Here is a 21,010-nt window from a genome sequence, read left to right on the forward strand (position 1 = left end):
TGCGCCAACATCGCATCCAAAATCGTGTCGCTGATCGCGTCACAAATCTTGTCCGGGTGACCCTCAGTCACCGACTCACTCGTGAACAACCTGCCCTGCACGGCGGCCACCGGCTGCACCTCACCTCTCGACGTCGGGGAATGGCCTCACCCTATCGGCGGCACCGTTGCACGTCCCGTTATCTGGGAACACGCAGGCCGGGAGGGGTCACCGGACGGGAGCGCCGCCCAGCAGCCGCGTGGCCGCGTCCCAGACCGTGGCCGCGAGTTCGGACTTCGCTCCGAGCGGGATGCGGTCCTCGGCGCCGTCGGAGGCGAGCAGCCAGCCGGTGTTGTCGTCGGCATCGAACGCACCGCCCTCTCCGACGGCGTTGACGACGAGCAGGTCACAGCCCTTGCGGGCGAGTTTGGCGCGGGCGTGGTCGAGCACGCTGCCCTCGGCGTCGCCGGTCTCGGCGGCGAACCCGACGATGATCTGCCCCGGCGTTCTCCGCGCCACGAGGCCGGCGAGCACATCGCGATTGCGCTCCAGTTCGACGGCCGGATCGGGGTCGTCGTCGCTCTTCTTGATCTTGTGCCCGGACGTGCCCGCCGGGCGGAAGTCGGCCACGGCAGCGGCCATCACGACCACGTCGGCGCCGGCTGCGGCCGTGTCGACCGCCTCCCCCAGTTGCGCCGCGGTGGACACGTGGACCAGGTCGACGCCTGCAGGCTCGGGCAGCGCGTCGGTGTGGGCGGACACGAGCGTCACCCGCGCGCCCCGTTGGGCGGCGACCCGGGCGAGCGCGTAACCCTGTTTGCCCGAGGAGCGGTTGCCGAGATGCCGCACCGGATCGAGCGGCTCCCGCGTGCCGCCCGCCGAGACGACGACGTGACGGCCCTCCAGGTCGCGCGGCAGCGCGTCGCCCCGTGCGAGCAACAGCCTGGCGACGTCGACGATCTCGCGCGGATCGGCGAGGCGGCCCTTGCCGCTGTCCACGCCGGTGAGCCTGCCCGCGGCGGGCTCGGCGACGACGGCGCCGTGGGACCGCAGGGTGGCGACGTTGTCCCGCGTCGCCGGGTGCTCCCACATCTCGGTGTGCATCGCGGGGAAGAACGCCACCGGGCAACGAGCCGTCAGGAGTGTGCCGGTGAGCAGGTCGTCGGCGAGGCCGTGGGCGGCGCGCGCGAGCAGGTCGGCGGTGGCGGGCACGACGACGACCAGGTCCGCCTCCTGGCCGATGCGCACGTGCTGCACCTCGTGGACCGCGGTGAACACGCCCGTGTCCACCGGGTGTCCGGACAGCGCTTCGAACGTCGCCGCGCCGACGAACTTCAGAGCCGCGTCGGTGGGCACGACGCGGACGTCGTGGCCGGATTCGGTCAGTCCGCGCAGGACCTCGCACGCCTTGTAGGCCGCGATGCCACCGCCGACCCCGAGAACGATCCGCTTCATAGTCAGTAGGTCCTACGGCCCCGGTGGCCGCGCCGCAACGTGCGGGGCGTCACGCGGGCCCGTCCGAGACGACGAAAACCGGCGACCGGCACCGTCTGGCGGTGACCGGCGTCGCCGGTTTCGTCACGTCGGGTGAGCCGTCGGCTCACTCGCCTTCCGTGTGCTCCAGCAGACCCGCGTGGATCTCCCGGAGAGCGATCGACAGCGGCTTCTCCCGCGGGCCCGGCTCGACGAGCGGGCCGACGTACTCGAGCAGACCCTCGCCGAGCTGCGCGTAGTAGTCGTTGATCTGGCGGGCGCGCTTGGCCGAGTAGACCACGAGCGCGTACTTGGAGCTGACCTTGTCGAGCAGGTCGTCGATGGGCGGGTTCGTGATGCCCTCGAGCTGCTCGCTCTGCGGGCCCAACGTGAACGCGGTCACTACTGCTCCGAATCTGCGGAAGGGTCGGTGTCGGAAGTTCTGTGTCGGCCGGTCCGTGTCGGCCCGAGTCCGACGGCCGGGTGGACCGGCGGGACGCGCCCGAGGCGCAGCCCCGGACTCAGTCCTGTGACCCGGACGGGCCTCTGACCAAGTCTAACAACTCCTGCGCGGCGGTCTTCACATCGGCATTGACGACCTGCGCGTCGAACTCGCTGGCTGCCGCGAGTTCGCGTTCGGCCTCGCTGAGCCGTGCCTGCACGGCCTCCATGGCCTCGGTGCCGCGTCCGGTGAGCCGGTCGACCAGTTCGCCCCACGACGGCGGCAACAGCATCACCAGCTGCGCGTCGGGCATCGCCTCACGCACCTGGCGCGCACCCTGGAGTTCGATCTCGAGCACGGCGGGCCTGCCCTGGTCGAGGGCTCGTTCGACCGGCGCACGGGGTGTGCCGTAGCAGTTGCCCGCGAACTCCGCGTACTCGAGAAACTGCCCGTCGGCGACCATCCGGTCGAACGTCGGGCGATCGACGAAGTGGTAGTGCGCCCCGTCGACCTCGCCCTCGCGCGGAGCGCGCGTGGTCGTGGAGATGCTGAAGTAGATGTCCGGATCGAGTGCGCGCAGCTCGCCGACGACGCTCGATTTGCCGACCCCGGACGGGCCCGAGACGACGGTGAGCCGGCGCCGGGCGGTCGTGCCCGGCACCGGCTCACCGGATGCCCTCCGGCCGCCGCGCACGCCGGCCTGGTTCGAGCCGCGCTGTCGCTGCTCGCTCACTCGCCGCTGAACTCGGTGAGCAGCGCCTTGCGCTGCCGTTCACCGAGGCCGCGCAGACGACGGCTGGCCGCGATCTCGAGGCGCTCCATCGTCTGCTGTGCACGTACCTTGCCCACGCCCGGCAGAGCCTCCAGCAGTGCGGAGACCTTCATCTTGCCGAGCACCTCGTCCTCGTCGGCCTGCTTCAGCACATCCTCGAGGGTCGTACCGCCGCGCTTGAGCCGCTCCTTGAGCTCCGCGCGGGCGCGACGGGCGGCGGCGGCCTTCTCCAGCGCCGCAGCACGCTGTTCCTCGGTGAGCTGGGGAAGTGCCACGTTTTCCTCCGGTATTACTCAAAATTCTGGGTGGGTGTGGCGACCGTACCCACCCCTGACCTGGACTCACAATGCGGGGGTGAGCGCTGAACCCGGCCTGTGCATGCCGGAAAATGCCCGCACACGCGGCCGATCCGCTCCCGGAGCGCCGCGACTGGAGGCCGCGGCACTCGCACCGGAGAAGACCCTACCCACAGCGGCCGACGCAGGACGGCACAAGGCCGGAATTCCCGTCGCCGGTTGCGGGTGAATGTGGCACCGCCTGCCCCCGCTGCGCCACTTGCACCGACAGCCTAGTGCAAGATCAACATCGGCTCGGACCAGGGCTTCCATTCGCGTACGCGAACCGGACACCCGGGCTCACGACGTCCCGTCGGACCTCGTACCGGCCGTCAGTTCGGCCTGCACCCGGCGCAGCTCTCCACGCATGGCTCCGCCGTCCGGACCGCACCGCAGCAGTGCCCGTGACGAGGCGGGCAACACGGCGGGCAACACGGACCCGAACACGGTCGCGAGGTCGGCCGCCGTCGCGCCCTGGGCGCCGAAACCGGGCGCGAGCACCGGCCCGTTCAGCCCGGCGAGGCGAAGCTCACCAGGGACGTTCGTCGCACCCACGACGACGCCGACGTCGCCCTGCGGCTCGGCGCCCGCGTTGCGGGCCGCCGCGTCATCCACAATGGACTGCGCGACCGACCGGCCGCCCTCGTCGGCGCGTTGCAGCGCCTCACCGTCCGGGTTCGACGTGCGGGCGAGCACGAACACTCCCCTGCCCGAGGCCGCCGCGGCCTCGAACGCCGGCTCCAGCGCCCCGAACCCGAGGTACGGCGACACCGTGACGGCATCCGCAGCCAACGGCGAACCGTCGGACAGGTAGGCGGCCGCGTACGCGGCCATCGTCGATCCGATGTCGCCCCGCTTCACGTCGAGCAGCACGAGCGCACCCGCGGCGCGGCACTCCGCGACGACCCGTTCCAGGACGGCCACTCCGGCCGCACCGTGGGCCTCGAAGAAGGCCGACTGGGGTTTGACCACCGCGACCTCGCCGGCGAGCGCCTCCGTGGCCGTCAACGCGAACCGTTCGAGCCCGGCGACGTCGCCGGGCAGTCCCCACTCGGCCAGCAGCCCCGGATGCGGGTCGATGCCGGCGCACAGCGGCCCGCGCGCGGCGACCGCGCGGGCCAGCCGGGCCCCGAACCGCTCCGTCACGAGCCGTCCCGCAGCGACGCCTGGAGCCGCTGCAGCGAGCGCACTCCGACGTCGCCACGGATCATCGCCTCGATCCCGTGCACCGCCGCCGACGCGCCCTGCACGGTCGTCACACACGGGATGCCGCGCGTGACGGCCGCGGTGCGGATCTCGTAGCCGTCGATCCGGGGGCCGCTGTTGCCGTAGGGGGTGTTGATGACCATGTCGACGCCGCCGTCGAGGATCAGGTCCACGATGTTCGGGGCGTCCGGGTCCGTCGTTTCCGGTGCGTCGGCGTCCTCGTGCTGCTTGCGGACCACACCGCACGGCACCCCGTTGCGGCGCAGCACCTCGGCCGTACCCGCCGTCGCGACCACCTCGAAGCCCAGGTCGGCGAGCCGCTTGACGGGGAACACGAGCGACCGCTTGTCACGGTTGGCCACGGAGACGAACACCGTCCCGCTCGTCGGCAGCGAACCGTACGAGCCTGACTGCGACTTGGCGAACGCCGTGCCGAACGCCGTGTCGACGCCCATCACCTCGCCCGTGGACTTCATCTCCGGGCCCAGCAGCGAATCGACGCCGTGCCCCTCGGGCGTGCGGAAGCGGTGGAACGGCAGCACGGCCTCCTTGACCGCCACCGGAGCGTCGACGGGCAGGTCGCCGCCGTCGCCCTCGGCGGGCAGCACGCCGCGGCCACGCAGGGCCTTGATCGACGAGCCCGTCATGACCAGGGACGCCGCCTTCGCCAGCGGCACGGCCGTCGCCTTCGACACGAACGGCACCGTCCGCGACGCGCGAGGGTTCGCCTCGAGCACGTACAGCACGTCGTCCTTGAGCGCGTACTGCACGTTGAGCAGTCCGCGCACGCCGACACCGCGGGCGATCGCCTCGGTCGACCGGCGCACCTGCTCCAGGTCCGTCCGGCCGAGCGTGATGGGCGGCAGGGCGCACGCCGAGTCGCCCGAGTGCACGCCCGCCTCCTCGATGTGCTCCATCACGCCGCCGAGGAACAGCTCCTCGCCGTCGTAGAGCGCGTCGACGTCGATCTCGATCGCGTCGTCGAGGAATCGGTCGACCAGCACCGGGTGCTCGGGCGTGACCTCGGTGGCGCGGGCGATGTAGTTCTCGAGCGAGGACTCGTCGTAGACGATCTCCATGCCCCGGCCGCCGAGCACGTACGACGGGCGCACCAGCACCGGATAACCGATCTCGTCGGCGATCTGCTTCGCACCCTCGAACGAGGTGGCGGTGCCGTACTTCGGCGCGGGCAGTCCCGCGCCGGTCAGCACGTCGCCGAACGCTCCGCGGTCCTCGGCGTGGTTGATCGCCTCCGGCGGCGTACCGACGACGGGCACGCCCGCGTCGGAGAGCCGCTGGGCCAGTCCGAGCGGCGTCTGCCCGCCGAGCTGGACGATGACGCCCGCGACGGTGCCGGACTCCTGTTCGGCGCGCACCACCTCGAGGACGTCCTCGAACGTCAACGGCTCGAAGTACAGCCTGTCCGAGGTGTCGTAGTCCGTCGAGACCGTCTCCGGGTTGCAGTTGACCATCACGGCCTCGAACCCGGCCTCCCGCAGCGCCAACGCCGCGTGGACGCACGAGTAGTCGAACTCGATGCCCTGGCCGATGCGGTTCGGGCCCGAGCCGAGGATCAGCACCTTCGGCTTGTCCGGCTGCGGGGAGACCTCGGTCTCGGCTCCGGGGTCGGCCTCGTAGGCCGAGTAGTGATACGGCGTGCGGGCGGCGAACTCGGCCGCACACGTGTCGACGGTCTTGAACACCGGGTGCACGCCGAGCCGCTGCCGCAGGGAACGGACACCGTCCTCGCCGGCCAGTTCCGGCCGCAGGGCCGCGATCTGCCGGTCGGACAGGCCCGTCCGCTTGGCGCGGCGCAGCAGGTCTCCCGACAGCACCGGGGCGTCGCGGACCTCGGCGCCGACCTCGCCGATGAGGGCGATCTGGTCGATGAACCACGGGTCGACGCCGCTGGCGCGCTGCACCTGTTCCGGCGTTGCGCCCAGCCTCAGTGCGCGCTCGACGGCGTAGATCCGACCGTCGTGCGGCGTGCGCAATTCGTCCAGAGTGGACTCGGCCGTGGCGCCCTCCGGGTCCGGCCGGGTCCAGAAGCCGACGCGCTTGGTCTCCATCGACCGCATCGCCTTGCCGAGCGCCTCGGGGAAGCTGCGTCCGATCGCCATCGCCTCGCCGACGCTCTTCATCGTCGTCGTCAGCTCCGGATCGGCGCCGGGGAACTTCTCGAACGCGAACCGCGGAACCTTCACCACGACGTAGTCGAGCGTCGGTTCGAAGCTGGCGGGCGTCTCACCGGTGATGTCGTTGCTGATCTCGTCGAGCGTGTAGCCGATCGCGAGCCTCGCCGCGATCTTGGCGATCGGGAACCCCGTCGCCTTCGACGCCAGCGCCGACGACCGCGACACCCGCGGGTTCATCTCGATCACGACCATGCGCCCGTCGACCGGGTTGATCGCGAACTGGATGTTGCAGCCGCCGGTCTCCACGCCCACGGCGCGCAGCACGTCGATACCGACGTCGCGCATGTGCTGGTACTCGCGATCGGTCAGGGTCATCGACGGGGCGACGGTGATCGAGTCACCGGTGTGCACGCCCATCGCGTCGAAGTTCTCGATGGAGCAGACCACCACGACGTTGTCGTGGCCGTCGCGCATCAGCTCGAGCTCGTACTCCTTCCACCCGAGCACGCTCTCCTCGATGAGCACCTCGGTCACCGGGCTCTCCTCGAGGCCGAGCGAGGCGAGCCGCTCCATCTCCTCCTCGGTGTGCACCATGCCCGAGCCGAGGCCGCCCATGGTGAACGACGGGCGGATGACGACCGGCAGGCCGACCTCCGCGACCGTCTGGCGGACCTCCGCCATCGAGTGGCACACCGCGCTCCGGGGCACGTCGCCGCCGACCTGCCGGACGATGTCCTTGAACTTCTGCCGGTCCTCGCCGCGCTGGATCGCGTCGATGTCGGCGCCGATCAGTTCGACGCCGTACTTCTCCAGCACGCCGTTCTCGTGCAACGCGACCGCGCAGTTCAGCGCCGTCTGACCGCCGAGGGTCGCCAGCAGCGCGTCCGGGCGCTCCGCGGCGATGACCTTCTCCACGAACTCCGGCGTCACCGGCTCGATGTAGGTCGAGTCGGCGAACTCCGGGTCGGTCATGATGGTCGCCGGGTTGGAGTTGATCAGGCTGACGCGCAGGCCCTCCTGGCGCAGCACGCGGCACGCCTGTGTGCCGGAGTAGTCGAACTCGGCCGCCTGGCCGATGACGATCGGCCCCGAGCCGATCACGAGCACGTGCTCGATGTCCGTACGCTTGGGCATTACTGGCGCGCCTCCTGTGCCGTGCTCGGCCGGCGGTTCTGCATGAGTGAGACGAAGTCGTCGAACAGCGGGTTCGCGTCGTGCGGCCCCGCCGCGGCCTCGGGGTGGTACTGCACCGAGAACGCGGGCACGTCCACACAGCGCAGGCCTTCGACCGTGCCGTCGTTGGCACAGTGGTGACTCACCTCGGCGGTGCCGAACGGCGAGTCGAACCGCCCGCCCGGTTCCCCTTCGAGGGCGAACCCGTGGTTCTGCGCGGTGATCGCGACGCGGCCGGTCGCCGCGTCGATCACCGGGATGTTGATGCCACGGTGGCCGTAGCGCATCTTGTAGGTGCCCAGCCCCAGCGCGCGGCCGAGGATCTGATTGCCGAAGCAGATGCCGAACAGTGGGATCTCCCGCTGCAGGGTCGCCTTCGTCAGCTCGATCGCGTGGCTCTGCGTCTCCGGGTCGCCGGGACCGTTGGACAGGAACACCCCGTCGGCGCCCACGGCCAACAGGTCGTCCACCGTGGAGGTCGCGGGCAGCACGTGCACCTCGATCCCCCGGCGGGCCAGCTGCCGCGGCGTGTTCGCCTTGATGCCCAGGTCCAGCGCCGCGACGCGGAAGCGGGTCTCGCCGACCGCAGGCACGACGTACGGCCGGGCCGTCGTCACCTCGCCCGCGAGATCGGCGCCCGCCATCGCCGGACTCGCAGCGACGGCGGCGACCATCTCGTCGTCGGCCACCAGGCCGTCACCGGAGAACACGCCGGCGCGCATCGCGCCGTGCTCGCGGATGTGGCGGGTGAGGGTGCGGGTGTCCACATCGGAGATCCCGACGACGTCCTGCGCCGCCAGCTCCTCGTCCAGCCCGCGCTTCGACCGCCAGCTCGACGGCGTCCGCGCGGGGTCGCGCACCACGTAGCCTGCCACCCAGATGCGGGACGACTCGTCATCCTCGTCGTTCCACCCGGTGTTGCCGATCTGCGGCGCCGTCTGCACGACGATCTGCCTGCGGTACGAGGGGTCGGTCAACGTCTCCTGGTACCCGGTCATGCCGGTGCAGAAGACGACCTCGCCGAGGGTGCGGCCCCGTGCCCCGTAGGCGCTGCCCCGGAAGATCCGGCCGTCCTCGAGCACGAGTGCCGCCGGAGTGCGTGTCGCGCTCATGCCTGTGCACCTCCCACGATGCGCTCGTCGTCGCTCTCGGTCCCGGCTTCGCGTTCCGAGGCGCGTTCGACCTGTGTGATCCACTTCGGATAGACGCCGCGATCATCGGCACGGAATCCCGTGTCGAGTTCGACGGCGTCGTCGGACTCGCCCGCGCGCCAGGTCACGATCAGCAGGCTGTCGGTCCCCATGACCTTGCCCGCCATGCCCTTGCCCGTGGCGATGCCGCTGATCGCCTCGCGGGGAATCCAGAAGCCCGGCATGCCGTCGCGGTCGACGTCGATGCCGTCGTCGTACAGCCGGAGCGTCGCGGGGCCGCGCAGGCCCGCGCCGCGGGTGACGATCCGCTCCTGCCAGTGCCCCGCGTACGTCGTCGTCACGTACAGGCCCGGCGTCTCCAGCGACGGCGTCCCCGGCTCGGCCGGGCGCGCGGGGAACGGAGGGATGCGCACGCTCTGCGCCCGCGCCTGTCGTCGCCAGCCCTTCCACATGCCGTACACGCACAGCACCAGCAGCGCGACGAACAACAGCGTCAGCAACAGCCTGTCCATCAGTCAATCTTCCCTTCACGAGCCGTGAGGCGCCCACGCAACAGCGTGGCCGTCACCACGGCGGGCAGTCGCATCCCGTCGTACGGAGTGTTGCCCGCGATACTCGCCAGCTCCGCACCCCGCACGGTCCATTCGGCGTCCGGATCGACGAGCACCAGGTTCGCCGGCTCACCTTCCGCCAGCGGCCGTCCCTGATCGGACAGCCCTGCGATCTCCGCGGGCCGCTCGCTCATCACCCGCGCCACGCCGCGCCAGTCCAGCAGCCCCGTGCGCACCATCGTGTCCGCGACGATCGACAGCGCCGTCTGCAGGCCCAGCATCCCCGGGCGCGCGGCGTCCCACTCGCAGCTCTTGTCCTGCTCGGCGTGGGGCGCGTGGTCCGTGGCGACACAGTCCAGAACGCCGTCCGCCAGTGCCTGCCGCAGCCGTTCGATGTCCGGCTCGGCCCGCAGCGGCGGGTTCACCTTGTTCACCGGGTCGTAGGTCTCCAGGCGCTCGTCGGTGAGCAGCAGATGATGCGGCGTCACCTCGGCCGAGACGTCGACGCCGAGTCCCTTCGCCCAGCTCAGCACGTCCACAGTACCCGTGGTCGACACGTGGCAGACGTGCAGCCGCGCGCCGGCGTGGCGCGCGAGCACGCAGTCGCGGGCGACGATCGACTCCTCCGCCGACGCGGGCCAGCCCACGTACCCGAGCCGCGACGCCCGTTCCCCTTCGTGCGCCTGCGCCCCGCCGGTCAGCCGTGGCTCCTCCGCGTGCTGCGCGATCACCACACCGAGCGAGGTCGAGTACTCGAGCGCGCGCCGCATCAGCAGCGGGTCCGCCACGCACTTGCCGTCGTCGGAGAAGATCCGCACCCCGGCCTCGCCGGTCGCCATGGTGCCCATCTCCGCCAGCCGCTCCCCGGCCAGCCCGACCGTGACCGCCCCGACCGGGTGAACGTCGACCAGACCGGCCTCCCGACCCCGCCGCAGCACGTGGCCCGTGACCAGCGCGTTGTCGGCCACAGGGTCGGTGTTGGCCATCGCGAACACGGCCGTGTAACCGCCGAGCGCCGCGGCCCTCGACCCGGACTCGATCGTCTCCGTGTCCTCCCGGCCGGGTTCACGCAGATGGGTGTGGAGGTCGACCAGCCCGGGCAGGAGCACCTGTCCCGCGGCGTCGAGCACCTCGGCCGAGGACGGCGCCCGCAACGCTCCCCGCTCGCCGATCTCGGCGATGACCCCGTCGGCCACCAGTACGTCCACAGGGTCGCCCTCGCCGTACGGCCGGGCACCCGTGATCAGCAGTTCCGTCATAGTTCTTCCCCTGCCAGCAGGTGGTACAGCACGGCCATGCGCACGTGGACGCCGTTGGAGACCTGCTCGGTGATCGCGGCCCGTGGACTGTCGGCCACCGGCGAGGCGATCTCCATCCCCCGCAGCATCGGCCCCGGATGCAGCACGACGGCGTGATCCGGCAGCATCGCGAGCCGCTTCTCGTTCAGCCCGTACGCGATCGAGTACTCCCGCGCCGACGGGAAGAAGCCCCCGCGCATCCGCTCGGCCTGCACGCGCAGCATCATCACCGCGTCGATACCGGGGAGCTGCGAATCCAGGTCGTACGCCGTGGTCACGGGCCACTGCTCCACGCCGTGCGGCAGCAGCGTCGGCGGTGCGACCAGCACCACCTCGGCCCCGAGCGTCGCCAGCAGGTGCACGTTCGAGCGCGCCACCCGGCTGTGGAGCACGTCGCCGACGATCGCGATCCGCCGTCCCTCGATGCTCCCGAGCCGCTCGCGGAGGGTCGCAGCGTCGAGCAGCGCCTGTGTCGGGTGCTCGTGCATGCCGTCGCCCGCGTTGACCACGGACGTGCGAGTCTCGGCGAGCCAGCCGGACAGCCGGTGGGGTGCCCCCGAGGCCGGGTGACGGACGATCACGCAATCCGCGCCCGCGGCCGACAGTGTCAGCGCGGTGTCGCGCAGCGATTCGCCCTTTCCGACCGACGATCCGCCCGCCGACACGTTGATCACGTCGGCGCTCATCCACTTGCCCGCGATCTCGAACGAGACCCGGGTACGGGTGGAGTTCTCGTAGAACATCGTGATGACGGTGCGCCCGCGCAGCGTCGGCAGCTTGCGGACCTCGCGGCCGAGCAGCGTGCGCTTGAGCTCGTCGGCCGTGTCGAGGATCGCGGTGGCCTCGTCGTGGCCGAGCCCGTCGGTCGTGAGCAGGTCCCGCATCTACTGCCCCCTGATCAGCACGGCGTCACGGCCGTCGGTCTCGGCCAGCAGGACCGAGACCTCCTCCGTGCGCGAGGTGGGCACGTTCTTGCCGACGTAGTCGGCTCGGATCGGCAGTTCGCGGTGGCCGCGGTCGACCAGCGCCGCCAACTGCACCGCTCGGGGCCTGCCGTGGTCGCTCAGCGCGTCGAGGGCCGAACGGACGGTGCGGCCGGAGAACAGCACGTCGTCGACGAGGATCACGATCCGGTCGTCGATGCCGCCCGCGGGCACGTCGGTCTCCTCGAGCGGGCGGGTGGGTTTGCGGCGCAGGTCGTCGCGGTAGAGCGTCACGTCGAGCGCTCCCGCGGGAACGGCCACTCCGGAGAACTCCTCGATCCGGGCGGCGAGGCGGTGTGCCAGCGGGGTGCCGCGGGTGGGAATGCCCAGCAGGACGGGCGGCAGCGGCGGCCCGGCGTCGTCGGCGCTGCCGACGTCGTGGGCGCCCTCGCTCCTGTCGGCGGGGCCGTCGAGGGCCGTTTTCTCGATGACCTGGTGGGCCATCCGGGCGATTGTGCGCGCGACATCACCGGCCGAGAGCAGTTCCCGCTCGGCCGGTGCCGCCGCACCACGAGGTGGTGCCACGGTGTGAGCTCCTTTCCCGCCTCACCGGACGGGTCTTTAAAGGACTGTCGGATCTGCGAAGACTGCACAGGCCAAGGGGATACGGATCGTATGTCCCCGGCTGCGTGCCCTGCTGCTTGTACGGCCCCACGTTCGGAGGTCCGGCACAGACGGTAGCAGCCGTCACCGGCTCCCCGAACGAGTGGTCCATCTGTGGCAAACAACTCACCGGGTGCGACGACCTGCTTGACCTGGTGACGACAACGCGTAACCATTACTCTGAGTATTCGACTCACGAGTTCCCTGTCGGTCAGCCGGGCCGATCCGGGGGAAGGAAACGGAGAACCACCACATGGGCGATTACGCCAAGGCGCTCGGGGCGAAGCTCCGCGGCATCCGCCAGCAACAGGGCCTGTCCCTGCATGGAGTCGAGCAGAAGTCCGGCGGCCGCTGGAAGGCGGTCGTGGTGGGCTCCTACGAACGGGGCGACCGTGCCGTGACCGTCCAGAAGCTGGCCGAGCTGGCCGACTTCTACGGCGTGCCCGTGGTCGAGCTCCTGCCCGAGGGCCGCGTGCCGTCCGGCGCCGAACCCGCGACGAAGATCGTCATCAACCTCGAGCGGCTGCAGCAGCTGCCCGCGGAGAAGGTCGGCCCGCTCGCACGCTACGCCGCCACGATCCAGAGCCAGCGCGGCGACTACAACGGCAAGGTCCTGTCCATCCGGACCGAGGACCTGCGGTCGCTGGCGATCATCTACGACATGACACCCGGCGAGCTGACCGAACAGCTCATCGACTGGGGTGTCCTTCCTCCCGAGGCACGTCCCTCCAAGGAGGACTGAACGACGAAACCGCCTGCGGCCGTCACCCGGCCCAGGCGGTTTCGTCGACAGCTGCGGCTCGGAACGGCCGCCGCTGGGTGGAAGTGTGCCTCAGAGCACGGCGCGCAGGCGGTCGGCGATGTTGCCGATCCGGCCGAGCACGCCGTTGACGAACCGGGGCGAGTCGTCCGTGGACAGCTCCTTCGCCAGGCCGACCGCCTCGTCGATCGCCACGGCGTCGGGCACGTCGGCGGACCAGAGCATCTCGTAGACACCCACGCGCAGGATCGCCAGGTCGACCGGCGGCATGCGCTCGAGCGTCCAACCCTGCGCGTGCTCGGCGAGCAGCTCGTCGACCCGCTCCTGGTGCGCGGACATGCCCTCGACCACGGTGAACGTGTAGTCGCCGACGATGTCGACGTCGGGGCTGCCGGCGTGCTCCTTCAACACGGCCGCGGGGTCGAGTTCACGCTGCGCCGCTTCGTAGAGCAGTTCGACCGCACGCCGACGGGCGGCACGACGGCCGATCCTGCCGCCGCGCCGGGACTCCGGTTCCGGGCTCACCGCGGTGCTCACACTCGGCCGAGGTAGCGGCCGTCACGGGTGTCGACCTTGATCTTCTCGCCCTTGTTGACGAAGAGCGGCACCTGGACCTCGGCACCGGTCTCCAGCTGCGCGGGCTTGGTGCCGCCGGTGGAGCGGTCGCCCTGCACGCCGGGGTCGGTGTGCTCGATGATCAGCTCGACCGACGCGGGCAGCTCGACGTACAGCGTCTCCCCCTCGTGCTGTGCGACCTGCACCTCGCTGTTCTCCAGCATGAACTTCGCGGCGTCGCCGACGGTCTGCGGCGGCACGGAGACCTGGTCGAAGGTGTCGCCGTCCATGAACACGTAGTCGGTGCCGTCGTTGTACAGGTACGTCATCGTCCGGCGGTCGACGTTCGCCGTCTCGACCTTCGTGCCCGCGTTGAACGTCTTGTCCACGACCTTGCCGGAGAGCACGTTCTTGAGCGTGGTGCGTACGAACGCGCCGCCCTTGCCCGGCTTGACGTGCTGGAAGTTCACGACGGACCAGAGCTGGCCGTCCAGGTTGAGGACGATGCCGTTCTTCAGGTCGTTGGTGGTGGCCACTGCTGTGAGTTCTCCTGTATCGGGGTCGGGCCGCGTGCTTAGACGACCACGAGTTCCTTCGTGCTGAGGGTGAGGAGCTCGGGAGCTGACTCCCGCACGATGAGCGTGTCCTCGATGCGGACTCCACCACGGCCGGCGACGTACACGCCGGGCTCGACGGTGACCGCCATACCGGCAGCCAGTGTACCGGCGCCGGTCTTGGCCAAGCTCGGAGCCTCGTGAACCTCCAGGCCGACGCCGTGGCCGAGGCCGTGCAGGAACTCGTCGCCGCGCCCCGCCCCGGCGATGACGTCCCGTGAGGCAGCGTCCACCGCCGCGGTGCCGGCCCCGGGAACGGCGGCCGCGACCCCGGACCGCTGCGCCTCCAGCACCAGGTCGTGGATCTCCTGTTGCCACGCGGCGGGCCGCCCCAGCACGACGGTGCGCGTCATGTCCGAGTGGTACCCGTCGACCGTGGCCCCGAAGTCGAGCTTGACGAGGTCACCCGCGGCGAGGACCGCACCGGTGGGCCGGTGGTGCGGGATCGCCGAGTGCGCACCGGCCGCGACGATCGACGGGAACGCCGGCCCCTCCGACCCGTGGTCGAGCATACGCGACTCCAGGTCGCGGGCCACCTCGCGTTCGCTGCGGCCCGGTCGCAGCCCGCCGTCGGCGAGCAGTCCGGCGAGCGCCTGGTCGGCCGCCGCGCACGCCCGGCGCAGCGCGTCGATCTCGAGCTCGTCCTTGACCATGCGCAGTCGCTCCACCAGGCCGGGGCTGCGGCGCAGCTCGAAGTCGCCCGCCGCCTCGTCGAGCCCCGCGTGCTCCTCGACGCTCACGTACTGGCTCTCGAACCCGGTTCGGCCGTACCGCGCGGGGTCGCAGGCCGCACGCCGTGCCAGGGCGAGTGCGCTCCCCCTGTCGACGACCGTGGTCAGGTCCGGCACCTCGGAGGCGGCCTGGGTGGTGTACCTGCCGTCGGTGCAGAACACCGTGGCGTCGTCCCCACTCGCGTGCACCAGCAGCGCGGCGTTCGACCCGGTGAACCCGGTCAGGTAGCGGATGTTGCGCAGATCGGTGACCAGCAGCGCGTCGAGCTCCGCGGTCTGCAGCAGCTCGGCGAGGGCGCCGCGGCGGCGCCGGTGCGCGTCGGCGTGGGTGTAGGGGGACGAGTCAGACACGGCGGACAGCTTAAGCCCGGATCGGGTGACGGCGCGGCGGTGCCCGTTACAGTGGGCCGATGCCGCACTGGGTCCTCCGCGCGCTCGGCATGTCGGTGCTGCATGCCGCCGCCACGGTCGCGCTCGCCAAGATCGCCGTGTTCCAGCCCGGCGAGACGACGCTCGCCCGCTCGACCGCGATCGCCCTGCTCGTCGGCGCGGCCGCGCTGTGGAGCGCGCTGGACGGCTGGACACGCCGCCCCGACGGCGGCCGCACCTGGTTCATCGCGGGCCTGGTCACCGGCCCGGCCGCAGGCGTGCTCAGCGTCATCGGCAAGGCCGTACTGGTCGACCGCACCGGCACCAGCGAACTCGGCGCCGCGCTGACGAGCGGCGCCGCGTTCACCGCGCTGCTGGTGCTCGTCCCCGCCGGCCTCGGGCTGGTCGTCGGTTCCCGACTCCCCCGGCCCGGGTCCGACCTGGACGGTGAACCCGGCGACGAGGACGTCGCGGACGAGCCCTCCGGTCGAAGGAGCGCCACCGGTCGGAACGCGTCGGCCCCGGCCACCGAGGGGCCCGTCCGCGGGAACCGTTCCCGTCGGCGCGGCTCCCGCTCCGCGCCCGCGACGGACACCCCTGCCGCGACCGGCTCCGCGGCACCGACGCCCGCGGGCCGCGACGAGCGCAACGAGACCGTTCTGCTCACCAAACCCCGGCCGGACCGCCGCCCGCGCCCCACTCCCCGACTGCGAGCGCGTCGCGCCGACCGCGACGCCGCGGAAGAGGGCGACGACACCGGCCACTGAGCGCAGCAGCCGACGGGGGTACGACCGCCCGAGCCGGCGGTGGGGTCCGCCCCCCCCCGAACAGGCGACCCGGGCCGTTCAGGAGCCGAGGACCGGTCCGAGCGTGTGCGTGCGCCACTGGTCGCTGCTGATCGACTCCGGTTCGGAGGAGTTCGCCGCGAACGCGTTCCCGGCCGATGCACCGGTCACCGGCCAGATCGTGTCGCCGAGGAGGAAGCCGCGTCCCTCGGGGGATGCGACCACGGGCGCCTCCGCGGGCAGGCGCCCGGCGACCTCCGCCTCGTCGAGTATCGGCAGCCGCTGTTCGAGCACGCGTGACGAGAGCGCCTCGGCCACCGACCGCCGCTCCACGCGCAGCACACGGCCACCCGCGATCACGTCCATGGTCCGCTCCGGGGACGGCACCGCGAACCCGTCGAGTGCCGCGAGCGCACCGGCCACCGTGCGGCAGCCCTCGAACCCGTGGGCGTCCGCGCCGAAGTGGCGCAAGCCGGTCGGCGCACCGGACCTGCCGGTGCGCGTGGCCTGCACGACGTCGATCGGGAGGCGGCCGCACGGGTCCTCGCGGGACACGAGCGCGTGACCCTCGGGACTGCGGAGCAGCCCGGGGCCCTCCTTCCACGGCACCGGCAGCACCACGGGTTCGTACGGCCGGGCCGAGAAGTCCCGGTTCCAGAACGTGATCGTCGTGCCGCTGTCGGTCTGGTGCGCGATCCCGAAGGAGTCCATCGCGTCGATCCACATCAGGTCGGCGCTGAAGGCGTCCACGACCGACCGGGCTCGGGTCGCCGCGGTGCCGTCGACGGGGGTGAACCCCTCGCGGCCGAGCGCCTCGACGTTGCCCGAGAACGTGGGCTGCTTGGCGCGCAGCACGAACTGGCCCGCGCCGTTCCAGCCCGCCGCCTCGCCGGTGGTGTCGGTGAACATGAGGTAGAACCAGCCGTCGACGTGCACCACGGCGGGCTGCCCCGCGCCGTAGGTGTTGTCCCTGGCCGTGTCGTGCGACGCCCGCACGATCGGCGTACCGGTGCGTTTCCAGCTGCGGCCGTCCGTGCTGGTCGCCAGGCCGATGGCGTTGCCGTGGTCGTGGCTGCCCGCCGCGCCGGTGTAGTACATGTAGTACATCCCGTTCACGCGGATGACCGACGGATCGCACGTGTGCTTGCCGTCGAACGACCCGGGCGCCCCCGACAGCACCGCCTCCGGGATGCCGCCGCCGGGAGCGCGGAACGGGCCGTCGAGCCCGGCGGACCGCGCGTGCAGCACGTCGTCGCCCGGCGGGCGGGCCCTGCCGTACTGGCTGCACCACCACATGCGGGTCTTGTCGCCGTCGCGCATCACCGTGGGGCCGTAGTTGTACGGCGCGTCCGCGCCGCCGTAGGCGACCACGCCGCGGCTCTCGCGGTTCCGGTCGACCTCCAGCACCACCTGTTCCGGCTGTGCCGGGGTGCGGGGAGACCGCGACGCGCGGGTGTCGTCGTCACCGCCACGGGTGCGGGCGTCGCTGGGGGTGCAGGCGGCGACGACCGCCATGCCCACGACGAGGGCCGCGATCGGCCTTACACGGCGGATGCGCGATCGCCGCGTGCGCCCGTCCCGGCCCCGAGGCCGCTCCTTCGCCCCGACCAAACTCCGTCCCTCCCCCGTACGTCTCCCCGAACGCCACGCCAACGTCACCGTCTCGGGCGCGTCCCGTGCCGGGGCCCGCGCGGACGCTCAGTGTACGGCCACCGTCACCCGGTAGTGGCGGGACGTGGCCGTCGTCCTACGAGGACCGGTCCGCGCGGCGCGCCAGCCACTCGAGGGCGAGCCGGTAACCCTCGACGCCGAACCCCGCCAGTACACCCGTCGCGATGTCGGACAGCACGCTGTGGTGCCGGAACTCCTCGCGCCGGTGCACGTTGGAGATGTGCACCTCCAGCAGTGGGGCCGGCAGCTGCGCGGCGGCGTCGCGGACGGCGATCGAGTAGTGCGTCCACGCGCCCGCGTTCAGCACCACGGGGGCGCCCAGGTCGGCAGCCTCGTGCAGCCAGCCGACCATCTCCCCTTCGTGGTCGGTCTGCCGCACGTCCACGTCGAGCCCCTGCTCCGAGCCGGTCTCCGTGCACAGCTCGACGAGCCCGGCGTAGGTCGTCGAGCCGTACACGCCGGGTTCGCGGGTGCCGAGCCTGCCGAGGTTCGGACCGTTCAGCACCAGGACCCTCACAGCAGCAGCCCTCCGCTCCCGGTCGTGCCCGGGGCCTCGTCGGCCGCCACGACCGAGTACGCCCCGGCCAGCAGCGCGGGGTCCGGACCTTCGAGCCTGCCCGGCTTGGCGAGCCCGTCGAGCACGACGAACCGGAGCGTGCCCGAACGGGTCTTCTTGTCCGAGCGCATGTTCTCCAGCAGCTGCGGCAGCGCGTCGGCGTCGTAGCTGGTCGGCAGGCCCAGTGCCTGCAGCACCCTGGCGTGCCGGTCGGCGGTCTCGTCGTCGAGCCTGCCCGCGAGGCGGGCCAGTTCGGCGGCGAACACGAGTCCGACGCTGACCGCCGCGCCGTGGCGCCAGCGGTAACGCTCGCGGCGTTCGACGGCGTGGCCGAGCGTGTGGCCGTAGTTGAGGATCTCGCGCAGGTCCGACTCGCGCAGATCCGAGGCGACGACGTCCGCCTTCACCTGGACGGCCCGGCGCACCAGCTCGCCCAGCACCTCGCCCTGGGTGTCGACGGCCGCGGCCGGGTCGGCCTCGATGAGGTCGAGGATCGTCGGGTCGGCGATGAAGCCGGCCTTGACGATCTCGGCCATGCCTGCGACGAGCTCGTTCGGCGGGAGCGTGTCCAGGGTGGCGAGGTCTGCGAGCACGGTCGACGGCTCGTGGAACACGCCGACCAGGTTCTTGCCCGCCTCGGTGTTGATGCCGGTCTTGCCCCCGATGGCGGCGTCGACCATGCCGAGCAGCGTCGTCGGCACGTTCACCAGCCTCACGCCACGCATCCACGTGCCCGCGACGAAGCCCGCCACGTCGGTGACAGCGCCGCCGCCCAGTCCGACGACGACACCGCGACGGTCGAGCCCCATCTGCCCGAACACGTCCCACAGGAAGTCGGCGACCTTGAGCGCCTTGCCGTCCTCGGCGTCGGGGATCTCGACGCGGTGGGCGTCCAGGCCCGCCTCGGCCAGTTCGGCGCGGACCGCCTCGGCGGTCGTGGTCAGCGACGGCGGGTGGATCAGCGCGACCGTCGATGCGTCGCCGACGGCCTGCGTGAGCTCCCCGAGCAGTCCGCGGCCCACCATGACCTCGTACGGCCGCGCGGTGCGGACCTCGATGCGGACCGGTTCGCTGGTCATCCCCTGCTCCTCACCATGTTCGTCGGGTCGCCGCTGTCCGGATCGAGGCGCTCGATCACCTCGGCGACGATGTCGTCCGGGGTGCGGTCGTCGGTGTCGACCTCGCAGGTCGCGACCTCTCGGTAGACGGGCAACCGCTCGTCCAGCAGCGTCTTGTACGTGGCCCGCGGGTTGACGCCCGTCAACAGCGGACGGGCGCTCGACAGCCCGGTGCGCCGCACCCCTTCCGCCATGCCCACGGACAGGAACACCACGGTGCGGCCCGCGAGCCTGCGCCGCGTCCCCTCCGCCAGCACCGCGCCGCCGCCCAGGGCGTAGACGCCGTCGTGCTCGGTGAGGGTCCGGGCAATGGTGCGTTCCTCGATCTCCCGGAACACCGGTTCGCCGTCGTCGGCGAAGATGTCGCTGATCGCGCGTCCCTCCGCGGCCTCGATGTCGGCGTCGGCGTCCCGGAAGCCCACACCGAGCCGCTCGGCGAGCAGCCGTCCGACCGTGCTCTTGCCCGATCCGGGCGGGCCCACCACGACGACCGGTCCCTGCATCGCCGTCACTCCTCGCCGCCGCGCTGCCACCACTCGGCCAGCCCGGCGAGATACCCGTCCGCGTTGCGCTGGGACTCGGCGAGCGAGTCGCCCCCGAACTTCTCCAGCGCGGCGTCGGCCACGACGAGGGCGACGACCGATTCCAGCACCACCCCGGCCCGCGGCACGGCGCACACGTCGGAGCGCTGGTGGATCGCGACGGCGGGCTCCCCGGTCTCCACGTCCACCGTGGACAGCGCCCGGGGCACGGTGGAGATCGGCTTCATGGCCACGCGGACCCGCAGCGGCTCGCCGTTGGTGATGCCGCCTTCGAGGCCGCCCGCCCGGTTGGACCGCCGGGTCACGCCCGTCGGGCCGTCGCCGGGGTCGATCTCGTCGTGTGCCTGGCTGCCCCAGCGGTGCGCCGTGGTGAAGCCGTCGCCCACCTCGACGCCCTTCATCGCCTGCACACCCATGAGCGCGCCCGCGAGTTTCGCGTCGAGCCTGCGGTCCCAGTGGACGTGGGAACCGAGTCCCGGCGGCAGCCCGTGGACGATGACCTCGATGACGCCGCCGACGGTGTCGCCCGCCTTCCGCACCGCATCGACCTCGGCGACCATCGCGTCGGTCGCGGCGTCGCCGAACGCCCGCACCGGGCTCTCGTCGATCGCGGCGAGGTCGCCGGGCTGCGGCAGCGGCCCCTCGGGTACCTCCGCCCCGCCGATCGACACGACGTGGCTGACCACCTCGGCGCCGAGCAGCTGCCGCAGGAACGCCCGCGCGACGGTGCCGAGCGCGGTGCGGGAGGCCGTCTCACGGGCGCTGGCGCGTTCGAGCACCGGCCGCGCCTCGGCGAACCCGTACTTCTGCATGCCCGGCAGATCCGCGTGGCCCGGCCGCGGCCGGGTCAGGGGCTCGTTCCGTGCGAGCCCGTCGAGCTCCGCCGGGTCGACCGGGTCTGCCGACATGACCTTTTCCCACTTGGGCCACTCGGAGTTGTCGATCTGCACGGCGATCGGACCGCCCTGGGTCGTGCCGTGGCGGACTCCGCCGACGAACTCGACCTGGTCGGTCTCGAAACCCATCCGCGGACTCCGGCCGAAACCGAGCCTCCTGCGGGCGAGCTGCTCGCCGATGTCGGACGTCGTGACCTCGACGCCCGCGACCATGCCCTCGAGGATCGCGGACAGGCCCGGGCCGTGGGACTCACCTGCGGTTATCCAGCGCAACACACCGCCGATCCTGTCACGCCGCGGCGACGTGACCGC

22 protein-coding genes are annotated in these 21,010 nt (G+C 71.8%); 2 read left to right on the top strand and 20 right to left on the bottom strand.

Features of this window, described 5'->3' with window-relative positions:
- The 12 genes from FHS23_RS20875 to pyrR form a co-directional block, all read right to left on the bottom strand.
- The coding region (locus tag FHS23_RS20875) for an S-adenosylmethionine synthetase N-terminal domain-containing protein (protein ID WP_183658789.1) at window positions 1-110 on the bottom strand (110 nt) is incomplete at its 3' end.
- A 97-nt stretch (window positions 111-207) separates the two neighbouring features.
- A complete protein-coding gene (gene coaBC, locus FHS23_RS20880) occupies window positions 208-1,434 on the bottom strand; it encodes a bifunctional phosphopantothenoylcysteine decarboxylase/phosphopantothenate--cysteine ligase CoaBC (protein WP_183658791.1) in 1,227 nt (408 codons plus the stop codon).
- 145 nt (window positions 1,435-1,579) lie between these two features.
- The gene (gene rpoZ / locus FHS23_RS20885) at window positions 1,580-1,855 is read right to left on the bottom strand and encodes a DNA-directed RNA polymerase subunit omega (RefSeq protein WP_030531793.1); all 276 of its coding nucleotides are present in this window, start codon (window positions 1,853-1,855) and stop codon (window positions 1,580-1,582) included.
- 118 nt (window positions 1,856-1,973) lie between these two features.
- Window positions 1,974-2,627, bottom strand: a complete 654-nt coding sequence (gene gmk / locus FHS23_RS20890; RefSeq protein WP_183658793.1) for a guanylate kinase — start codon at window positions 2,625-2,627, stop codon at window positions 1,974-1,976.
- Entirely contained in the window at window positions 2,624-2,941 is a 318-nt protein-coding gene (mihF, locus tag FHS23_RS20895; RefSeq protein ID WP_183658795.1) for an integration host factor, actinobacterial type, read from the bottom strand. The genes gmk and mihF overlap by 4 nt, the downstream gene beginning before the upstream one ends.
- 360 nt (window positions 2,942-3,301) lie before the next feature.
- Window positions 3,302-4,147, bottom strand: coding sequence for an orotidine-5'-phosphate decarboxylase (gene pyrF, locus FHS23_RS20900; protein ID WP_183658797.1), 846 nt, complete (start codon window positions 4,145-4,147; stop codon window positions 3,302-3,304).
- Window positions 4,144-7,476 (bottom strand): carbamoyl-phosphate synthase large subunit, encoded by a 3,333-nt coding sequence (carB, locus tag FHS23_RS20905; RefSeq protein WP_183658799.1) that lies wholly within the window; start codon window positions 7,474-7,476, stop codon window positions 4,144-4,146. The genes pyrF and carB overlap by 4 nt, the downstream gene beginning before the upstream one ends.
- Complete coding sequence (carA, locus tag FHS23_RS20910; protein WP_183658801.1) at window positions 7,476-8,627, bottom strand: glutamine-hydrolyzing carbamoyl-phosphate synthase small subunit; 1,152 nt, start codon at window positions 8,625-8,627, stop codon at window positions 7,476-7,478. Before carA ends, carB begins: the two co-directional genes overlap by 1 nt.
- Window positions 8,624-9,178, bottom strand: coding sequence for a PH-like domain-containing protein (locus FHS23_RS20915; RefSeq protein WP_183658803.1), 555 nt, complete (start codon window positions 9,176-9,178; stop codon window positions 8,624-8,626). The genes carA and FHS23_RS20915 overlap by 4 nt, the downstream gene beginning before the upstream one ends.
- Window positions 9,178-10,476, bottom strand: a complete 1,299-nt coding sequence (locus FHS23_RS20920; RefSeq protein ID WP_183658805.1) for a dihydroorotase — start codon at window positions 10,474-10,476, stop codon at window positions 9,178-9,180. Before FHS23_RS20920 ends, FHS23_RS20915 begins: the two co-directional genes overlap by 1 nt.
- Window positions 10,473-11,399: an aspartate carbamoyltransferase catalytic subunit gene (locus tag FHS23_RS20925; protein WP_183658807.1), complete on the bottom strand. Its 927-nt coding sequence runs from the start codon at window positions 11,397-11,399 to the stop codon at window positions 10,473-10,475. Before FHS23_RS20925 ends, FHS23_RS20920 begins: the two co-directional genes overlap by 4 nt.
- Window positions 11,400-12,023 (bottom strand): bifunctional pyr operon transcriptional regulator/uracil phosphoribosyltransferase PyrR, encoded by a 624-nt coding sequence (pyrR, locus tag FHS23_RS20930; protein WP_183658809.1) that lies wholly within the window; start codon window positions 12,021-12,023, stop codon window positions 11,400-11,402. It lies immediately after the preceding gene.
- 331 nt (window positions 12,024-12,354) lie between these two features.
- On the opposite strand from pyrR, the gene bldD reads away from it, so the two are divergent.
- Complete coding sequence (bldD, locus tag FHS23_RS20935) at window positions 12,355-12,843, top strand: transcriptional regulator BldD (protein ID WP_003096372.1); 489 nt, start codon at window positions 12,355-12,357, stop codon at window positions 12,841-12,843.
- A 90-nt stretch (window positions 12,844-12,933) separates the two neighbouring features.
- On the opposite strand, the gene nusB is transcribed toward bldD, so the two are convergent.
- The 3 genes from nusB to FHS23_RS20950 are packed head-to-tail and all read right to left on the bottom strand — an operon-like array spanning window position 12,934 to window position 15,112.
- On the bottom strand, window positions 12,934-13,398 hold the full coding sequence (nusB, locus tag FHS23_RS20940) for a transcription antitermination factor NusB (RefSeq protein WP_343054145.1): 465 nt from the start codon (window positions 13,396-13,398) through the stop codon (window positions 12,934-12,936).
- Complete coding sequence (efp, locus tag FHS23_RS20945; protein WP_183658812.1) at window positions 13,395-13,952, bottom strand: elongation factor P; 558 nt, start codon at window positions 13,950-13,952, stop codon at window positions 13,395-13,397. The genes nusB and efp overlap by 4 nt, the downstream gene beginning before the upstream one ends.
- Before the next feature lie 38 nt (window positions 13,953-13,990).
- Window positions 13,991-15,112: a M24 family metallopeptidase gene (locus FHS23_RS20950; RefSeq protein WP_183658814.1), complete on the bottom strand. Its 1,122-nt coding sequence runs from the start codon at window positions 15,110-15,112 to the stop codon at window positions 13,991-13,993.
- A gap of 59 nt (window positions 15,113-15,171) precedes the next feature.
- Between FHS23_RS20950 and FHS23_RS20955 the strand changes: the two genes are divergently transcribed.
- Complete coding sequence (locus FHS23_RS20955; protein ID WP_183658816.1) at window positions 15,172-15,897, top strand: B-4DMT family transporter; 726 nt, start codon at window positions 15,172-15,174, stop codon at window positions 15,895-15,897.
- Window positions 15,898-15,975: 78 nt separating this feature from the next.
- Here the strand turns inward: FHS23_RS20955 and FHS23_RS20960 are convergent, their stop codons facing one another.
- The 5 genes from FHS23_RS20960 to aroC form a co-directional block, all read right to left on the bottom strand.
- Window positions 15,976-17,430: a family 43 glycosylhydrolase gene (locus FHS23_RS20960; RefSeq protein ID WP_183658818.1), complete on the bottom strand. Its 1,455-nt coding sequence runs from the start codon at window positions 17,428-17,430 to the stop codon at window positions 15,976-15,978.
- A gap of 232 nt (window positions 17,431-17,662) precedes the next feature.
- Window positions 17,663-18,103, bottom strand: a complete 441-nt coding sequence (gene aroQ / locus FHS23_RS20965) for a type II 3-dehydroquinate dehydratase (RefSeq protein WP_183658820.1) — start codon at window positions 18,101-18,103, stop codon at window positions 17,663-17,665.
- Window positions 18,100-19,221, bottom strand: a complete 1,122-nt coding sequence (gene aroB, locus FHS23_RS20970) for a 3-dehydroquinate synthase (RefSeq protein ID WP_183658822.1) — start codon at window positions 19,219-19,221, stop codon at window positions 18,100-18,102. Before aroB ends, aroQ begins: the two co-directional genes overlap by 4 nt.
- A complete protein-coding gene (locus FHS23_RS20975) occupies window positions 19,218-19,763 on the bottom strand; it encodes a shikimate kinase (protein ID WP_183658824.1) in 546 nt (181 codons plus the stop codon). Before FHS23_RS20975 ends, aroB begins: the two co-directional genes overlap by 4 nt.
- A gap of 5 nt (window positions 19,764-19,768) precedes the next feature.
- Window positions 19,769-20,974 carry a chorismate synthase gene (gene aroC / locus FHS23_RS20980; RefSeq protein WP_183658825.1) on the bottom strand — a complete coding sequence of 402 codons (1,206 nt, stop codon included), beginning with the start codon at window positions 20,972-20,974 and terminating at the stop codon, window positions 19,769-19,771.
- Window positions 20,975-21,010: the final 36 nt, after the last annotated feature.

It is taken from the genome of Prauserella isguenensis (genome assembly GCF_014191605.1).
GTDB classification, from domain to species: domain Bacteria; phylum Actinomycetota; class Actinomycetes; order Mycobacteriales; family Pseudonocardiaceae; genus Prauserella; species Prauserella isguenensis.

Bases quoted from the DNA above. Each gene is read 5' to 3' on its own strand.
- FHS23_RS20915 (WP_183658803.1), bottom strand. From the start codon at position 9,178: ATGGACAGGCTGTTGCTGACGCTGTTGTTCGTCGCGCTGCTGGTGCTG.
- coaBC (WP_183658791.1), bottom strand. From the start codon at position 1,434: ATGAAGCGGATCGTTCTCGGGGTCGGCGGTGGCATCGCGGCCTACAAG.
- FHS23_RS20975 (WP_183658824.1), bottom strand. From the start codon at position 19,763: ATGCAGGGACCGGTCGTCGTGGTGGGCCCGCCCGGATCGGGCAAGAGC.
- carB (WP_183658799.1), bottom strand. From the start codon at position 7,476: ATGCCCAAGCGTACGGACATCGAGCACGTGCTCGTGATCGGCTCGGGG.
- FHS23_RS20925 (WP_183658807.1), bottom strand. From the start codon at position 11,399: ATGCGGGACCTGCTCACGACCGACGGGCTCGGCCACGACGAGGCCACC.
- carA (WP_183658801.1), bottom strand. From the start codon at position 8,627: ATGAGCGCGACACGCACTCCGGCGGCACTCGTGCTCGAGGACGGCCGG.
- FHS23_RS20955 (WP_183658816.1), top strand. From the start codon at position 15,172: ATGCCGCACTGGGTCCTCCGCGCGCTCGGCATGTCGGTGCTGCATGCC.
- FHS23_RS20920 (WP_183658805.1), bottom strand. From the start codon at position 10,476: ATGACGGAACTGCTGATCACGGGTGCCCGGCCGTACGGCGAGGGCGAC.
- FHS23_RS20960 (WP_183658818.1), bottom strand. From the start codon at position 17,430: ATGGCGGTCGTCGCCGCCTGCACCCCCAGCGACGCCCGCACCCGTGGC.
- bldD (WP_003096372.1), top strand. From the start codon at position 12,355: ATGGGCGATTACGCCAAGGCGCTCGGGGCGAAGCTCCGCGGCATCCGC.
- aroB (WP_183658822.1), bottom strand. From the start codon at position 19,221: ATGACCAGCGAACCGGTCCGCATCGAGGTCCGCACCGCGCGGCCGTAC.